Genomic DNA, 15,090 nt, shown 5'->3' on the forward strand with positions numbered 1-15,090 from the left:
CGGCCGTACTGGAGCGGGCGGAGCGGGCGGAGCGGGCGGAGCGGGCGGAGCGCGGGCGGTAGGGGCGGCGCTCCGGCTCACCGGCCGTACTGGAGCAGCGCCTCGGCCACCAACTCGGCGTTGGACAGCGCCCGTTCGCCGTTCGGGAGCAGCAGGGTGTCCTCCAGGCCGATCCGGGTCGCGAGGCCCAGCCGGCCCGCCAGCCGCAGCACCGGCCAGGTGCCGCCCTCCTCGCCGTGCAGCAGGACCGGGCGGCCGTGGGCTGTGCCCAGCTCGGTGAGCAGCGTCCGTGCCGACTGCCCGGCGGTGGCCGGGTCGGGGTCCGTCACCTCCGCGAGCACCCGGAGCACCTGCGGTGCCGGCGGCGAGGCCGCGAACCGTGCCGCCCCGTCCGTGCCGGACCAGATGCCCGCCTCCACGCCGATTCCCATGACCATGAGCTCCGCCGCGAGTTCCTCGGCGCCCGGTTCGTGCCAGTTGACCGAGGCGAAGTCGGGCAGGACGGACCAGGTGCCCACCCGCTCGAGCCGCAGCGCCGGACCGGGTGCGGCCCAGGCGCCGGTGGTCACTCCGATCGGTACCCGCAGCCGCCGTGCGCGGAGCGCGTCCAGCGTCGGTTCGACCACGCGCGGGGACAGGCTCTCCCGTCCGCACGGGGTCCGCGGGTGCACATGGATCTCCGTCGCCCCGGCCGCGACCGCCTCCGCGGCGGAGTCCGCCAGGGCCGCCGGTGACAAGGGCACGCCCGCGCCGTCGGCGCCGCCACGGCGTCCGTTCAGACAGACCTGCAGTTCCATGCTCGAATGGTGCCGGTCACCACTGACGGTGGCCAGGTGCTCCGGCAGTTGGGGGGTGCGGCATCCCCGGCGCACCCCCACGTGGTCAGGCCGACATGAGAAGCCGCCCGCGCCTGGCATAGGCCAGGGCCTCGGCGGTGAGGACCGGACGCGGCACCAGGATCCCGCAGTCCGCGCAGACCGGACCGGCGGAGGGCTCGTGGTCCAGGTCGTACTTCCAGATGAGGCGCTCCCCTTCGCACACCGGGCAGAGCGTGCCCGGCTCGCGCTCCAGGGCGGCGATCAGCCGTCGCAGCACCTCGGCGAGTGGTTCGTCGGGATGGACCCGTGGGTCGTCGCACCAGGCCACTCCGAATCCGCCCCAGGTCAGCCGGTGCCAGTCGTCCACGCTGCCCGGGCGGCGCAGCCCGTCGTGCTTCTCCTTCTTGCGGCGCTCGGCGAACTCGCTCTCATAGCCGAGCCATACCGTCCGCGCTTCCTCCAGCTCGTCCAGCGCGCCCACGAGACGCACCGGATCGGGGGACCGGTCCTCGGGACCGAACCCGGCCCGCGAGCAGAGATGGTCCCAGGTCGCGCGGTGCCCGTAAGGAGCGAACCGCTCCAGGCACTTGCGCAGCGAGTAGCGCCGAAGCGCCAGATCGCACCGTGGGTCTCGCACCTGTCTCGCCAGACTCCGGAAACCGGCCATCGCCCTGCACCTCCGTCACACCTGCAGCTGTACTTCGGTCACTTCGGCGTCGCCGCACGGGCTCCGCGCGGCGTTGCCGTATAGACGTATCGACACTCGAATCGGCTCCATCCGATTTCCGATGCCGTCCATAAGGCCGCCCGCCTTGACCGACTGCCGGTGACACCGCCGACGCGGGCGACCCTTCCAAAACTTGACGCATGTTCATCTTCAATCCCGGGGATACCGGCGGTAACGTCCGGCACCACCCCCGTCGTGAGGAGCTGCCATGCCACGGCGCACCAGACATCACGCGTTGTTCGACAGACTGAGAACTCCCCGCAAGCTCCCCGGGTTCCTGAAAGCCGCATCCGTATGCGTGCTCATCGCCGGGCTGCTCACCCCGCTGGCCGCGGCCACCCCGGCGGTTGCGGCCACGGCCTCCAACGACTACTGCGGCGGCCAGTGTTCCGACATCCTGCCGCCCGGCGAGAACGGCAACGCCACCCTCGCCCAGATCCTGCTCAACCAGATCTTCGGCACCGAGCCCGACCACGCCGAGGACCAGCTGGGCACCTACAACAGCCTGGCCACGGGCTACTCCACCCTCACCGACGCGAAGATCAACACGTTCTTCAACGACTCGTCGTTCGGGGTCGCTTCCGATCAAGTCGCCTCCACCGAGAACCCGGCCGGCCGCAGCGACGTCACCATCGTCCGCGACAAGAAGACCGGTGTGCCGCACATCACCGGTACAACCAGATACGGCACCGAGTTCGGCGCGGGGTATGCCGCCGCTGAGGACCGGCTGTGGCTCATGGACGTGTTCCGGCACGTCGGCCGCGGCCAGCTCACCACCTTCGCCGGCGGCGCCGCCTCCAACCAGGGCCTTGAGCAGGAGTTCTACCGCAACGCCCCCTACTCCGAGGCCGACCTCCAGGCGCAGATCGACAACGCCGTCGCCAACAACGGCACCCGCGGCCAGCAGGCGCTCGACGACGCCAACGCCTACCTCGCCGGCATCAACTCCTACATCGACGCCTCCGACAGCGGCCGGTACTTCCCCGGCGAGTACGTGCTGACCGGGCACAAGGACTCGATCACCAACGCCGGTACGATCGACCACTTCAAGATCACCGACCTGGTGGCGCTGGCCTCCGTGATCGGCGCGCTGTTCGGCTCCGGCGGCGGAGGCGAGGTCAACAACGCCGTATCGCTGCTCGCCGCCCAGGAGAAGTACGGGGTGACGGAGGGCACCAAGGTCTGGGAGTCGTTCCGCGAACGCAACGACCCCGAGGCCGTGCTCACCGTCCACAACGGCGAGAGCTTCCCGTACGGCACCAAACCGGACAATCCGCAGGGCGAGGCGCTGCCCGACGCCGGAACGGTGACCACCGAACCCCTGGTCTACAACGCCACCGGCACCGGCGCCGACCAGAGCGCCACCGCCGCGTCCGAGACGGCGACCAAGACCGCCCTCAGCTCGGCCAGACGCGGCATGTCCAACGCCCTCGTCGTCAGCGGCAAGTACACCGCGAGCGGTCACCCCATCGCCGTCTTCGGACCGCAGACCGGCTACTTCGCGCCACAGCTGCTCATGCTCCAGGAGATCCAGGGGCCGGGCATCAGCGCCCGCGGCGCCTCCTTCGCGGGCCTGAGCATGTACGTCGAACTGGGCCGCGGCCAGGACTACGCGTGGTCCGCGACCACCTCCGGGCAGGACATCATCGACTCCTACGCGGTCGAGCTCTGCCAGGACGACTACCACTACCTGTTCCACGGCACCTGCACGGCCATGGACGAGGTCGAGCAGACCAACTCCTGGAAGCCCACCACGGCCGACGGCACGGCCGCCGGCTCGTACACCATGAAGGTCTGGAAGACCAAGTACGGCCCCGTCGAATACCGGGCCACCGTCGGCGGGAAGAAGGTCGCCTACACCACCCTGAGATCGTCCTACATGCACGAGGCCGACTCGATCATCGGCTTCCAGATGCTCAACGACCCCGACTACGTGAAGAGCCCGCAGACCTTCCAGAGCGCGGTGCAGCACATCAACTACACCTTCAACTGGTTCTACGCCGACTCCACGCACACCGCGTACTACAACAGCGGCAACAACCCGGTGCGGGCCGGCGGTGTCGACGCCGAGTTCCCGGTCTGGGGCCAGGCCGCCTACGAGTGGCAGAACTGGGACCCGTCCACCAACACGGCCGACTACACCCCGGCCGCCCAGCACCCCCAGTCCATCGACCAGGACTACTACGTCTCCTGGAACAACAAACAGGCGCTGAACTACACGACCGCGAGCTGGGGTGACGGCTCGGTCCACCGCGGCAACCTGCTCAACGACCGGGTGAAGAAACTCGTCGCCGCCGGTGGGGTCACCAGATCCGCGCTCGTCAAGGCCATGTCGGACGCGTCGCTCACGGACCTGCGGGCCGAGGACGTGCTGCCGGACCTGCTGAAGGTGGTCAACAGCAGTACGGTGACCGACTCCACGGCCGCCGCGGCCGTCACCAAGCTCCAGACCTGGCTGACCGCGGGCGGCAAGAGAACGGAGACCTCGGCGGGCTCGAAGACGTACGCCAACGCCGACGCCGTCCGGATCCTGGACGCCTGGTGGCCGCTGCTGGTGAAGGCCGAGTTCCAGCCCGGCCTCGGCGACGACCTGTACACCGCGTTCACCAACAACCTGTACATCGACGAGACCCCGTCCGCCGCCCATGGACCGACCGGTGCGCATGCCGGCAGCTCCTTCCAGTACGGCTGGTGGAGTTATGTCGACAAGGACCTCCGGTCGGTGCTCGGGCAGACCGTGTCGGGACCGCTCGCCGAGCAGTACTGCGGCGGCGGCAGCCTCAGCGCCTGCCGGGACATCCTCATCAGCACCCTGAAGACGGCGGCCGGCACCAGCGCGTCCACCGTCTACCCCGGGGACTCGCTGTGCTCGGCGGGCGACCAGTGGTGCGCCGACTCGATCGTGCAGCGCACCCTGGGCGGCATCAAGCACTACAACATCAGCTGGCAGAACCGGCCGACCTTCCAGCAGGTCGTCGAGTTCACGTCACACCGCTGATGCCCCACGGCGGCGGGGTCACGCGATGCGCCCCGCCGCCAGCACCACCCGCGCCAGTTCGGGGTGCACGATGTCGCTGTGCGCCCCGGACGGCGGGCCGCCGCTCTTCACGACCGCCGCCGCGTCGACGTTCACACAGCCCGGCGCGGCGAGCGGGCCGCGCAGCGCCGCCGCCAGGTCCAGCGACCTGGTGCCCGGCACCTCCTGGACGCCGTCGTGGCCCATCGCGCCCCACCTGGCGCCCAGCATCCCCGCCACGTCCTCGCCCAGCGCCGACTCGCAGTCGTCCGCCATCCGCGAGGCCAGCGGGTACAGCGTGCCGAGCGACTGGTCGAAGTGGGAGTAGCAGCACACCAACGGGCCGTCGATCCGGTTCTGCTGCCCCTGGAGCACCCCGCCGGCGCGCGGGTCGTGCGGCAGCCGGGCGGCGAACGCGTAGTGCGAGAACGCTCCTTGCAGCAGGGTCACGGACTTCACCGTGCGCACCCCGTCCGGCAGCCCGCGCAGCGCGAACGACACCAGCCGGCCGCCGAAGCTGTGCCCCACCAGATGCACCCGCACGTCCGGCGCCGCGCCGGCCAGCTGCCCGACGACCCGCCCGAGCCCACGCTCCCCGACGGTCCCCGCGCGCCGCTTCATCGCGTAGTACGTCGCCTGCCGCAGCAGCTCCTTCGCGCCGTCCCACGGGTTCGGCACCGCGAACCCGGCCGCGTCGCCGCTGCCCCGCAGGGCGGCCAGTGCCGCCGCGAACTCCTCGCACAGGGTGGGGATGTCCCCGCTGAACAGCACGGGGTCGCTCTGCGGGACGCCCTCCGCGAGCGTGTCCGCCGCGAACAGCGGCTGCGGCCCGCCGGGGAGGACCTCGACCAGCACCCGTACGAGCCGCCCGAACTCCTCCAGCTCGTTCGCCGGCCGCTGGTCCAGCATCCGCGCGATCTGGTCGACCACGGTGGCCCGCCCCGGGAACGTCTCCAGGAGCGCGTGCCGGGTGTCCTTGTCGAGGACGGGTGCCTGCGCCTGCTCGGCCTCCGTGGCCACCACCGACCTGGGGAAGTCGGGGATCGGCTCGTCGCAGAACCGCATCGAGGGCCAGATCACCCCGGCGTACCCGATCCGTGCCTTCGGCGCGAGCTTCGGGACAGGCGCGAAGAACCGCCGGTACAGGCGGGTCGCCCCCGAGCGGTCGTTGTTCCAGCCGTGCGCGAAGACGATCAGGTCGCGGAGGCCGTGGCCGCCGATCTCGCCCAGCAGCCGGTCGCGTTCGGCGCCGTCCGGGTCCCCGTCCGCGTCGAAGGTCAGTTCCCAGTAGGGAGCCACACTCATCCCAGGATCCGCCATACCAGGCTCCTCGTCCCCCGAACAGGTGCGATGTGCGCGCATCGTCCCGCCGTGGGGCAAGGTTGGCCATACAACGCGCCTCACCTGTAGAGGAGAAATTCCTTTCGGACCCGGCGGAACGCGGCGAGTTCGTCCTGCCAGGCGCCGACGATCTCGTCCGGGCCCGCGCCGGCGTCGGTCATCGTGCGCACGCGCGCGGACCCGGTGAGCTTGTCGATCCAGTCGTCCTCGCGCCAGGCGAAGCCGCTCCAGACCCTCTTGGCGGTGACCAGCAGGGCGACTCCGGTGCGTACGGGGTCGTAGGCGGCCCGGTCGTGCACATGGATCTGCACCCCGCCGACGGTCCTGCCCTGGAACTTGGAGAAGGTGGGCGCGAAGTACGCCTCCCGGAACCGCACGCCCGGCAGTGCGATCTCGTTGGCGGCGGCCGCCCAGCGCGCGTCGATGCCCTCCGCTCCGAGCAGTTCGAAGGGACGGGTGGTCCCGCGGCCCTCGGACAGGTTCGTGCCCTCGAAGAGGCAGGTCCCCGAGTAGACGAGGGCGGTGTCCGGGGTGGGCATGTTGGGACTCGGGGGCACCCAGGGCAGGCCGTACGCGTCGGGGAAGCGGGAGCGCCGCCAGCCCGTCATCGGCACGACGTCCAGTGCGACCGGCGGGTCCAGGAACTCCGCGTTGAACAGGCGGGCGAGTTCGGCGACCGTCATCCCGTGCGCCTGCGCGATCGGCTGCCGGCCGACGAAACTGGCGAACTCCCGGTGCAGGACCGGGCCCTCGGCGGTGCGGCCGGTCACCGGGTTGGGGCGGTCGAGGACGACGAAGCGCTTGCCGGCCAGTTGGGCGGCTGCCATGCAGTCGTAGAGCGTCCAGATGTACGTGTAGAAGCGGGCGCCGACGTCCTGGATGTCGAAGACGACGGTGTCCACGCCGGACGCGGTGAAGACGTCGGCGAGGGGCTGTCCGCTCTTGAGGTACGTGTCGTAGACGGGGAGGCCGGTCGCCGGGTCGTCGTGGCGGCCCTCGGAGCCGCCGGCCTGGGCGGTGCCGCGGAAGCCGTGCTCCGGGCCGAAGACCGCCGTCAGCCGGACCCGGGGGTCGGCGTGCATGACGTCGACGATGTGGCGGGCGTCGGGGGTGATGCCGGTGGGGTTGGTGACGATGCCGACCTTCTGGGCGGCGAGGAGGGCGTAGCCGTCGGCGGCGAGGCGGTCGAACCCGGTGGTGAGGGTGGCGTGGGCGTCGGCCGTGGTTGCCGTGGGTAGGGCTGTCACGGCTGCCGCCGTTGCCGTGGCCGCGGTGAGCAGACTTCGTCGGGACGGGCGCATGGGGGTGGCCTCCGTGGTCGTCCGGGTGCGGGACGGGTGTGGCTGGTCGCGCAGTTCCCCGCGCCCCTTTGGGGCGCGCTGCAGCTTAGGGGGTGTGACGATCGCCCTTTTCTCAAACATACCGACCGGTTAGTGTGTCGGTGCTGAGCCGAGTCTGGTCGCGTCGTGTCGAAGGAGACCGATGGTGGGAGCCGTGCAAGATGCCCGAGTCGTCGTCACCGGGGCGGGAGGGGGTATCGGGGCCGCCCTCGCCCGCCGGTTCGCCGCCGAGGGCGCCCGCGTCGTCGTGAACGACCTGGACGGGGAGAAGGCCGCCGCGGTCGCCGCGGAGATCGGCGGGATCGCCCTTCCGGGGGACGCGTCCGGCATCGTCGGCGCCGCCCGGGACGCGCTCGGCGGGAGCGTCGACGTCTTCTGCGCCAACGCCGGTCTCGGGTCGGGCGGGTCCGAGGCGGCCGACCCGGCCGTGTGGGCCTCCGCATGGGACGTCAACGTCATGGCGCACGTGCGGGCCGCGCAGGAACTGGTACCGGAGTGGCTGGAGCGGGGGAGCGGGCGGTTCGTGTCCACCGTGTCCGCGGCCGGACTGCTCACCATGATCGGGGCAGCCCCCTACAGCGTCACCAAGCACGCCGCGTACGCCTTCGCCGAGTGGCTGTCGCTCACCTACCGGCACCGGGGCCTGAAGGTGCACGCCATCTGCCCGCAGGGCGTCCGTACCGACATGCTCGCCGCCACCGGCAGCGCGGGCGACATCGTGCTGCAGCCGACCGCGATCGAGCCGGAGGCCGTCGCGGACGCCCTGTTCAAGGGGATCGCGGAGGACCGGTTCCTGATCCTGCCGCACCCCGAGGTCGCCGACTACTACCGGGCGCGGGCCGGCGACCCGGACCGCTGGCTGACGAACATGAACCACATCCAGCAGAAGTGGGAGGCCACCCGGTGAGCGAGTCGGTGACCGAGTCCCGCTATGCCGCCCGGCCCTGGCTGGGCCTGCTCAACGACGCCCAGCGCGGGCCGGCCGAGCCGCCCGCCTCGCTGGTGCACGCCCTGCGGGCCGCCGTGGCCGAGGCGCCCGACCGCACCTGCCTCACCTACTTCGACGCCCGCCTCAGCTTCCGCGAGGTCGACGAGCTGAGCGACTCGGTCGCGGCGCATCTCGCCGGGCGCGGCCTGGAGCGCGGCGACCGGGTCGCCGTGATCCTGCAGAACTCGCCGCACTTCGTGCTCGCGGTGCTGGGTGCCTGGAAGGCGGGCGCGACCGTCGTGCCGGTCAACCCGATGTACAAGTCGGGGGAGGTCTCGCACGTGCTGCGGGACGCCGAGGCGGCCGCGCTGGTCTGCTCGCAGCGGGCCTGGGAGTCGTATCTGCGCGACACCGCCGCCGACTCTCCGGTGCGGATCGTGCTCACCGCGAGCGAGCTGGACTTCCAGACCCGGGACGACGCGCGCGTGCTGGCCTTCGAGCGGCTGGCGCAGGCCGCCGACGCCGAGGACCTGGTCGCCGTCGCCCGGCAGGGCGGTACGGCCCCCGAGGGACGGGACCCGGCGCCCTCCGACATCGCGCTGATCAGCTACACCTCGGGCACCAGCGGCACCCCCAAGGGCGCCACCAACCTGCACGGCAACATCATGTACAACGCGGAACGGCAGCGGACCGGGCTCGCACTGCCCGACGCGCCGGTCTACTACGCCCTCGCGCCCCTCTTCCACATCACCGGCATGGTCTGCCAGCTCTGCGCCTGCCTGACCAGCGTGGGCACGCTCGTGCTGACGTACCGCTTCGAGCCGGGCCTGGTCCTCGAGACGTTCGCCGAGCACCGCCCGCAGTACACGGTCGGCCCGTCCACCGCCTTCATGGCCCTGGCCGCCCACCCGGACGTCACCCCGGAGCACTTCGCCTCCTTCGTCAACATCTCCTCCGGCGGCGCGCCGCTGCCGCCGGCCCTGGTGGAGAAGTTCCGCGCCGGGTTCGGGCCGTACATCCGCAACGGCTACGGGCTGACCGAGTGCACCGCGCCCTGCGCCTCCGTGCCGCCCGACCTGGAGGCGCCCGTCGACCCCGTCTCCGGGACCCTCGCGGTCGGGGTGCCCGGCCCGGACACGGTCGTCCGCATCCTCGACGACGCGGGCAACGAGGTGCCGTTCGGCGAACAGGGCGAGATCGCGGTGCGCGGGCCGCAGGTGGTGCCCGGGTACTGGCGGCGCCCCGAGGCCACCGCCGAGACCTTCCCGGACGGCGAGCTGCGCACCGGGGACATCGGGTTCATGGACCCGCAGGGCTGGCTGTACGTCGTCGACCGCAAGAAGGACATGATCAACGCGTCCGGCTTCAAGGTCTGGCCGCGTGAGGTCGAGGACGTGCTGTACACCCATCCGGCGGTACGCGAGGCGGCCGTCGTCGGGGTGCCGGACGGCTACCGCGGGGAGACCGTCAAGGCCTACATCAGTCTTCGCCCGGGAACTGCAACCGACCCGGACGATCTCGCCCTCTATTGCAAGGAGAGACTGGCCGCTTACAAATATCCGCGCCAGGTGGAGATCCTGCCCGACCTGCCGAAGACGGCAAGTGGGAAGATCCTCCGACGGGAACTGCGTTCCCGACCGCAACAGGGTTAGTGGATTTACGAGAAAGGCAGGTGGCGGCAGTGCCCAGGACGACGGACGGAGACGGGGCTCCCGTTCCGCAGCGGCTTCTTGCCGCCGCCACCCGGCTCTTCGCGGAGCAGGGGTACGACCGCACCTCCGTGCAGGAGATCGTGGAGGCGGCCGGCGTCACCAAGGGGGCGCTGTACCACTACTTCGGCTCCAAGGACGACCTCCTGCACGAGGTGTACGCGCGCGTGCTGCGCGTCCAGCAGGAACGGCTCGACGCCTTCGCGAACGCGGACGAGCCGATCGAGAAGCGGCTGCGGGGCGCGGCGGCGGACGTGGTCGTCACGACCATCGAGAACCTCGACGACGCGATGATCTTCTTCCGGTCCATGCACCACCTGAGCCCGGAGAAGAACAAGCAGGTGCGAGCCGAGCGCCGCCGCTACCACGAACGCTTCCGCGCGCTCGTCGAGGAGGGCCAGCGCGAGGGCGTCTTCTCCACCGCGACCCCGGCCGACCTCGTCGTCGACTACCACTTCGGCTCGGTCCACCACCTGTCGACCTGGTACCGCCCCGACGGCCCCATGACCCCCCAGGAGGTCGCCGACCACCTGGCCGACCTGTTGCTGCGGGCGCTGCGCCCCTGACCGTTGCTCATCCGGCGTTCATCTTCCCGTCATCGGAATTCACTGTTCCGTCACTGATCGCTCTTACCTTTTTCTTTCCTGTGAGCTGATCATGTCAAGACGGGGGTGTGGGATGGCGCGCCATGGAAGAGAACGGCCAAGACCTCGGCGTGGGGCGGCGCTCGGACTGAGCGCCGCCCTGACGGCCGCGCTGCTGCAGCTGGGAGCGCTCCCGGCGGTGGCGGCCACGGCCGGGGCCGCACCCGGGGCCGCCGCGGCCCGGGGGAGTGCAGCGGCGGCGGGGGCCCCGGCGCAGCAGGGCGGTGCCGACGACGCCACCGCCACGACCGAGGAGGAAGCGCTCGCGGCGGCCCGGCGGACCGGCAGGAACGTCGAGGTGGCCGCGCTGCGCGGCGAGAGCAGCGACACCTACGCCACCCCCGACGGCCACCTGGAGGCCCGGGAGTACCTGCGCCCGGTCCGCACCCGGATCGACGGCACCTGGCGGCCCGTCGACACCGCGCTCGCCAGGGCCGGCGACGGCATGGTGGCCCCCAAGGCGGCCACCGTCGAACTGGAGTTCTCCGGCGGCGGTGCCGACCGCCCGCTGGTCCGGCTGGGGCGGGCGGGCCGCACGCTCGAACTCTCCTGGCCCGGCACCGTGCCCGCCCCGACCCTCGACGGCGACACGGCCGTCTACCCCGACATCCTCCCCGACGTCGACCTGCGCCTCGGCGCCCGGCCCGACGGCTTCACCCAGCTCCTCGTGGTGAAGTCGGCCGCGGCCGCCGCGAGCGACGAACTGGCCCAGCTGCGGCTCAAGCTGAACGCCGACGGCATGGCGGTCGGCGAGACCGCGGCCGGCGGGCTCCAGGCCGTCGACAAGGGCGCGGGCGGCGTCGTCTTCGAGGCGCCCACGCCGGTGATGTGGGACTCCAGCACGGGTTCCTCCAACACGGCTTCCTCCAGCACGGCTTCCTCCGGCGCGGGCGGCACCAAGGCCGCCGGGCAGGCCGACCCGGCTGTCGCGCGTGCGACCTCGTCCGCCGTCACCGCGGCCGGCGACACCACCGCCGCGCCCGACGGCGACGGACCCACCGCGGCCGAGTCCGCGCGCGTCGCGCCGGTCGGTGTCGAGGTCGCCGACCGCGGCGACACCCTCGTCCTCACCCCGGACAGGGAACTGCTCACCGGCGACGGCACCCGCTACCCCGTCTACATCGACCCGCAGTGGTACTCGCCCAAGGCCACCTCCTGGACCATGGTGTCCCGGTACTGGGCGGGCTCCCCGCAGTGGAAGTTCAACGGCGACTCCGATGCCGGCCTCGGCTACTGCGGCTGGGACTACTGCGCCCCGTACGACGTGAAGCGGCTCTTCTACCAGATCCCGACCACGAAGTTCGCCGGCCGCTCCATCCTGTCCGCCGAGTTCGTCGTCCACGAGACCCACGCGGCCTCCTGCCAGAAGCGCGAGGTCCAGCTCTGGCGGACCAAGCCGATCTCCTCGTCCACCACCTGGAACAGCCAGGACAACTCCGACTTCTGGATCGGCCGGCTGCGGACCCTCAGCTTCGCCTACGGCGCCGACGGCTGCGCCGCCGCCGACGCCGAGTTCGACGTGAAGGACGCCGTCGCCACCGCCGCGGCCAAGAAGTGGTCCACCATCACCTTCGGCATGAGGGCCACGGACGAGGACGACCGCTACACCTGGAAGCGGTTCTCCGACGACGCCTACCTGCGCGTGCAGTACAACCGCGCCCCCGCCAAGATCGCCCTCTCCCAGCTCGGCATGAGCCCGGGCGGCCCCTGCGTGGCCGCCGACAAGATGGTGCGCATCCGCTCCGCCGCCACCATCCGCGCCAACGATGTCACCGACCCCGACGGCGACCCGGTATCCGTGCAGTTCCAGGCCGACTGGGACGCCGGTGACGGCGCCGGCTGGAAGGTCCACTGGACCTCCGCCCGGACCACGAGCAAGAAGAGCGGCTCCGACTTCTCCCTGCCGCTGCCCAGCACCGTCCCGAAGAACAAGCACGTCGAGTGGCACGTCCGCTCCTACGACGGAGCCCAGTGGTCGGCCTGGAGCTACACCGGCTCGCACGGCTGCCACTTCATGTACGACACGGGAGTCCCGGCCGGCCCGGTGATCAGCTCCGCGCAGTACGGCGCCTCCGACGCCGAGGACCCGGACGACCCCTGGTGGGACGGCGTCGGACGGTACGGCACCTTCTCCATCGACTCCGCCTCCAGCGACGTCACCAAGTACTGGTTCGGCGTCAACTCCTCGCCCACCAGCGCCAACACGCTGACCACCTCGGGCGGCGGCACCAAGACGATCAAGTTCATGCCCACCAGGCCGGGCGTCAACTTCATCACCGCGCAGGCCTTCGACGCGGCCGGCAACGGCTCCGAACCCACCACCTACACCTTCCGGGTGCGCTCCGGACAGCCCGACCGGCTGTCCTGGCAGCTGGACGAGAACGCCGGGGCGGCCAGTGTCTCCGGAGCGGGCGGCGACTGGCCGGCCACCCTGCACGGGGCCACGCCCGGCGCGGCCGGCGTCGCAGGCCAGAGCCTGGCCTTCGACGGCACCGACGACTACGCGGCCACCGACTCGCCCGTCCTCAACACCGGGAAGAGCTTCTCGGTGTCCCTGTGGGCCAAGCTGCCCGGCACCGACCCCGGCCGCCCCACGGTCGCGCTCTCCCAGGGCGGCCAGAACCACAGCGGATTCGAGCTCTACTACTCGTCGACGCTGGGCGGCTGGGTGTTCCTGCGGCACACCGACGACGCCTCCTCGGGCGGCGACGCCGCACGCGCCGTGCAACCCGCCTGCGCCACCGGGGACACGGCGTGCACCACCGCCCGGCTGAGCGGCTGGACCCACCTCGTCGGCGTCTTCGACAACTCCACCCAGGTGATCAAGCTGTACGTGGCCGGCAAACTCGTCGGCACCGCACCCTTCACCACCCCCTGGGACGCCCGCGGCGGTACCGTCCTGGGCGCGAACCGCCTCTACGGCGCGCTCGGCTACTACTTCCCCGGCTCCCTCGACGAGATCCAGCTCTTCGACTACCCGCTCACCGACGCCCAGGTCACCAAGCTGACGGCCCGGCAGCCGGTCGACACCGGCCGGCCGGCCAAGCTGGTCTGGCCGCTGGACGAGACCGCCGGGGCCACCACGGTGACCGGCCGTGGCCAGCGCGCCGACGCCGTCCTCAAGGGCGGCGCCGTCTCGGGCACCACCGGCGTGAACGGCCGCGCCCTGTCCTTCGACGGCGTCGACGACTACGCCACCGCCGGCCGCCCCGCCCTGGACACCTACCAGAGCTTCGCGGTCTCCGCCTGGGTCCGGCTGCCCAAGGACAAGGAGGCCCGGTCCATGATCGCCGTCTCCCAGCTCGGGTCCGTACGGCGCAGCTTCGAGCTCTACCACTCCTCCGCGCTGGGCGGCTGGGTCTTCACCCGGCCCGAGTCCGACACCGCGGACGGGGCCCTGGTCCGGGCCACCCAGACCGCCTGCCCGGCGAACACCAACTGCGCGGCCGGCCGGTTCGGCGAGTGGAACCACGTGGTGGGCGTCTACGACGCCGACGCGGCCCAGCTCCAGCTCTACGTCAACGGTGTCCTGGCGGCCAGCACCCCCTTCACCTACCGCTGGTCCTCCGACGGCCCGCTGACCATCGGCAGCGGACTCACCACCGCCGGCGCGGTCACCTCCCCGCTCAAGGGCGACGTGGACGACGTACGGCTGTACGACCGCGCCGTCTCCGGCGACGAGGTGCGGCAGCTGTTCAAGCAGCGTCCGCTGATCGGCGCCCGCTGGAAGTTCGAGTCGGCCACCGGCACCCCGCCCGTCACCCCGGACGCCTCCGCGACCGGCGCCGGCATGACCCTCTACAACGGCGCCGCGACCGGCTCCGGCTGGGTCGACGGCGGACTCACCCTGGACGGCGTCGACGACTACGCGGCCACCGCGAGCGGTGTCCCGACCGTCGACACCGGCGCCAGCTTCACCGTCAGCGCGTTCGCCCAAGCCGCCGCCCAGCCCACCGGAAACGTCACCCTGCTCAGCGCGCCCGGCACCAGCAAGAGCGCGTTCGCCGTGCGCTATGTGCCCGGCACGGCATCCGACGATCCGGGACGCTGGCGCATCGAGACCGCCGACGCGGACACCACGACCGCCACCACCACCCAGGTGGAGAACGGACAGTTCTTCAGCGTCCAGGACTGGACCCACCTCGCCGTCGTCTACGACGGGTTCGCCCACGACCTCAGGCTCTACGTCAACGGTGAACTCCAGGACGTGGCCTGCGCGGACGCCGACGGAGACGGCGATCCGGACGTGGCCGGCTGCACGGACATCGACTCCTCCGACGAGAACGTCGTGACCTTCAAGGCCGCGCAGAACCTCCAACTCGGCCGCGCCAGGACGGGCACCAGCACCTGGGGCGAGTACTTCCCCGGCACGGTGTCGGACCTGTGGACCTTCCAGGGCGCGCTCACCGACACCCAGATCAGCCACCTCGCCGTCGGCATGCCGGGCGTCGAGACCGCCGTACCCAGCGGCGACTAGGCCCGTCCGGACCAGGCTCGTTCGACACGCACCGCCGGGTGCCGTACCGCCCTGCCCGCGGCCCGGCACCCGGTGGAGCACACAGGGGAC

General features: G+C 71.6%; 9 protein-coding genes. 5 read left to right on the forward strand and 4 right to left on the reverse strand.

The features are described from left to right. Nucleotides 1-77: 77 nt before the first annotated feature. Complete coding sequence (locus tag ACIQVL_RS23315) at nucleotides 78-797, reverse strand: 3-keto-5-aminohexanoate cleavage protein (RefSeq protein WP_403476261.1); 720 nt, start codon at nucleotides 795-797, stop codon at nucleotides 78-80. 85 nt (nucleotides 798-882) lie between these two features. After that, entirely contained in the window at nucleotides 883-1,485 is a 603-nt protein-coding gene (locus ACIQVL_RS23320; RefSeq protein WP_403429251.1) for a hypothetical protein, read from the reverse strand. A gap of 268 nt (nucleotides 1,486-1,753) precedes the next feature. Between ACIQVL_RS23320 and ACIQVL_RS23325 the strand changes: the two genes are divergently transcribed. After that, complete coding sequence (locus ACIQVL_RS23325; RefSeq protein WP_403429252.1) at nucleotides 1,754-4,543, forward strand: penicillin acylase family protein; 2,790 nt, start codon at nucleotides 1,754-1,756, stop codon at nucleotides 4,541-4,543. Between the two features lie 18 nt (nucleotides 4,544-4,561). On the opposite strand, the gene ACIQVL_RS23330 is transcribed toward ACIQVL_RS23325, so the two are convergent. Together ACIQVL_RS23330 and ACIQVL_RS23335 are read right to left on the reverse strand one after the other, a co-directional pair. After that, nucleotides 4,562-5,881, reverse strand: a complete 1,320-nt coding sequence (locus ACIQVL_RS23330; protein ID WP_403476262.1) for a serine-threonine protein kinase — start codon at nucleotides 5,879-5,881, stop codon at nucleotides 4,562-4,564. Nucleotides 5,882-5,961: 80 nt separating this feature from the next. Beyond that, the gene (locus ACIQVL_RS23335; RefSeq protein WP_403476263.1) at nucleotides 5,962-7,203 is read right to left on the reverse strand and encodes an exo-beta-N-acetylmuramidase NamZ domain-containing protein; all 1,242 of its coding nucleotides are present in this window, start codon (nucleotides 7,201-7,203) and stop codon (nucleotides 5,962-5,964) included. 181 nt (nucleotides 7,204-7,384) lie between these two features. Here ACIQVL_RS23335 and ACIQVL_RS23340 point away from each other — a divergent pair, with 181 nt between their 5' ends. The 4 genes from ACIQVL_RS23340 to ACIQVL_RS23355 all read left to right on the forward strand — a co-directional run bounded on the left by ACIQVL_RS23340 (nucleotide 7,385) and on the right by ACIQVL_RS23355 (nucleotide 15,000). Beyond that, nucleotides 7,385-8,149 (forward strand): SDR family oxidoreductase, encoded by a 765-nt coding sequence (locus tag ACIQVL_RS23340; RefSeq protein WP_403429256.1) that lies wholly within the window; start codon nucleotides 7,385-7,387, stop codon nucleotides 8,147-8,149. Between the two features lie 8 nt (nucleotides 8,150-8,157). After that, complete coding sequence (locus ACIQVL_RS23345) at nucleotides 8,158-9,822, forward strand: class I adenylate-forming enzyme family protein (protein WP_403476400.1); 1,665 nt, start codon at nucleotides 8,158-8,160, stop codon at nucleotides 9,820-9,822. A gap of 29 nt (nucleotides 9,823-9,851) precedes the next feature. After that, nucleotides 9,852-10,445 carry a TetR/AcrR family transcriptional regulator gene (locus ACIQVL_RS23350; protein WP_351703894.1) on the forward strand — a complete coding sequence of 198 codons (594 nt, stop codon included), beginning with the start codon at nucleotides 9,852-9,854 and terminating at the stop codon, nucleotides 10,443-10,445. A gap of 217 nt (nucleotides 10,446-10,662) precedes the next feature. After that, a complete protein-coding gene (locus tag ACIQVL_RS23355) occupies nucleotides 10,663-15,000 on the forward strand; it encodes a LamG-like jellyroll fold domain-containing protein (RefSeq protein WP_403476264.1) in 4,338 nt (1,445 codons plus the stop codon). Nucleotides 15,001-15,090 lie beyond the last annotated feature (90 nt).

The organism is Streptomyces sp. NPDC090499, from assembly GCF_044769305.1.
In the GTDB taxonomy this organism is placed as follows: Bacteria; Actinomycetota; Actinomycetes; order Streptomycetales; family Streptomycetaceae; genus Streptomyces.

Bases quoted from the DNA above. Each gene is read 5' to 3' on its own strand.
- ACIQVL_RS23315 (WP_403476261.1), bottom strand. From the start codon at position 797: ATGGAACTGCAGGTCTGTCTGAACGGACGCCGTGGCGGCGCCGACGGC.
- ACIQVL_RS23320 (WP_403429251.1), bottom strand. From the start codon at position 1,485: ATGGCCGGTTTCCGGAGTCTGGCGAGACAGGTGCGAGACCCACGGTGC.
- ACIQVL_RS23325 (WP_403429252.1), top strand. From the start codon at position 1,754: ATGCCACGGCGCACCAGACATCACGCGTTGTTCGACAGACTGAGAACT.
- ACIQVL_RS23330 (WP_403476262.1), bottom strand. From the start codon at position 5,881: ATGGCGGATCCTGGGATGAGTGTGGCTCCCTACTGGGAACTGACCTTC.
- ACIQVL_RS23335 (WP_403476263.1), bottom strand. From the start codon at position 7,203: ATGCGCCCGTCCCGACGAAGTCTGCTCACCGCGGCCACGGCAACGGCG.
- ACIQVL_RS23340 (WP_403429256.1), top strand. From the start codon at position 7,385: ATGGTGGGAGCCGTGCAAGATGCCCGAGTCGTCGTCACCGGGGCGGGA.